We start from the raw sequence: 1215 nt of genomic DNA on the forward strand, positions 1-1215 counted from the left end.
ACGCCCCCGCCCGTCACTCCTCGGCAGCAGAGGCGCTATCCGCTCCCATGCCGCATCCGTCAGCTCACCACGACCCACCACAAGATCAATTATCAGACAGGCCCTAGGTGTTCTGTCCACGGAGGTTGGTGACAGCGATCACTGACGTGTGATCTTGAAATGGGTGAGGGCCCTCTGGCTCGGTGTGGATTGCGAGATCTGCACCGGCGACCAGAAAGGCCCTCGTGCCCCACCGTAATGCACCCCTGACTGAGACTGGACGACTGCGCCTGGCCCGCTGCGTCGTCGACGACAACTGGCCCCTGCGGCGGGCCGCGGAACGCTTCCAGGTCTCCGTGACCACCGCCAAGCGATGGGCCGACCGCTACCGGCAGCACGGCGAGGCGGGCATGGCCGACCGCTCCAGCCGCCCGCATGCCTGCCCACGGCGGACCCCGACACGTACCGAGCGGCGGATCATCAAGGTCCGCGTGCTGCGCCGTTGGGGACCCGCACGGATCGCGGGTCTGCTCCGTCTGGTGCCCTCCACCGTGCACCGGGTGCTGACCCGATACGGCCTGGCCCGCCTGGCGCACCTGGACCGGGCCACCGGCCGCGTCATACGCCGCTACGAACGCGACAGGCCCGGCGAGCTGGTGCATGTCGACATCAAGAAGCTCGGCAACATCCCCGACGGCGGCGGCCACAAGGTCCTGGGCCGCCAGGCAGGCCGCAAGACGCGTTCCGGTGCCGGCTACAGCTATGTGCACACCGCCGTCGACGACCACTCCCGCCTGGCTTACAGCGAGATCCTCACCGACGAGAAGAAGGAGACCGCCGTCGCCTTCTGGGGGCGGGCGCAGGCGTTCTTCGCCTCCTGCGGTATCACCGTGGAGCGCGTCTTGACCGACAACGGCTCCTGCTACAAGTCCCGTCTGTGGCGCGATGCCCTGGCCGCAGCCGGCATCACGCACAAGCGCACGCGCGCCTACCGGCCGCAGACGAACGGCAAGGTCGAGCGGTTCAACCGCACTCTGCTCGACGAGTGGGCCTACACCCGCCCCTACCGGTCAGAACAACAACGACGCGACGCCTTCCCCGACTGGCTGCACACCTACAATCACCACCGCGGACACACCGCGCTGAAAGGCCAGCCACCCGCCAGCCGCGTCCCTAACCTCTCAGGGCAATACAGCTAGTACTCCAGCAGGACTTTTAGATTTCCCCTGGTCAACG

The 1215-nt window shown here is 67.3% G+C and carries 2 protein-coding genes; one reads left to right on the forward strand and one right to left on the reverse strand.

Annotated elements, in window-relative coordinates; translation table 11 throughout:
• Window positions 1-81, reverse strand: an 81-nt coding sequence (locus CCN35_RS30245) for a transposase (protein ID WP_425444301.1), incomplete at its 3' end; no start/stop codon positions are given.
• 143 nt (window positions 82-224) lie between these two features.
• Between CCN35_RS30245 and CCN35_RS17350 the strand changes: the two genes are divergently transcribed.
• Window positions 225-1178: an IS481 family transposase gene (locus CCN35_RS17350; protein WP_086793412.1), complete on the forward strand. Its 954-nt coding sequence runs from the start codon at window positions 225-227 to the stop codon at window positions 1176-1178.
• Window positions 1179-1215 lie beyond the last annotated feature (37 nt).

The organism is Streptomyces thermovulgaris (assembly GCF_002155915.1).
GTDB lineage: Bacteria > Actinomycetota > Actinomycetes > Streptomycetales > Streptomycetaceae > Streptomyces > Streptomyces thermovulgaris.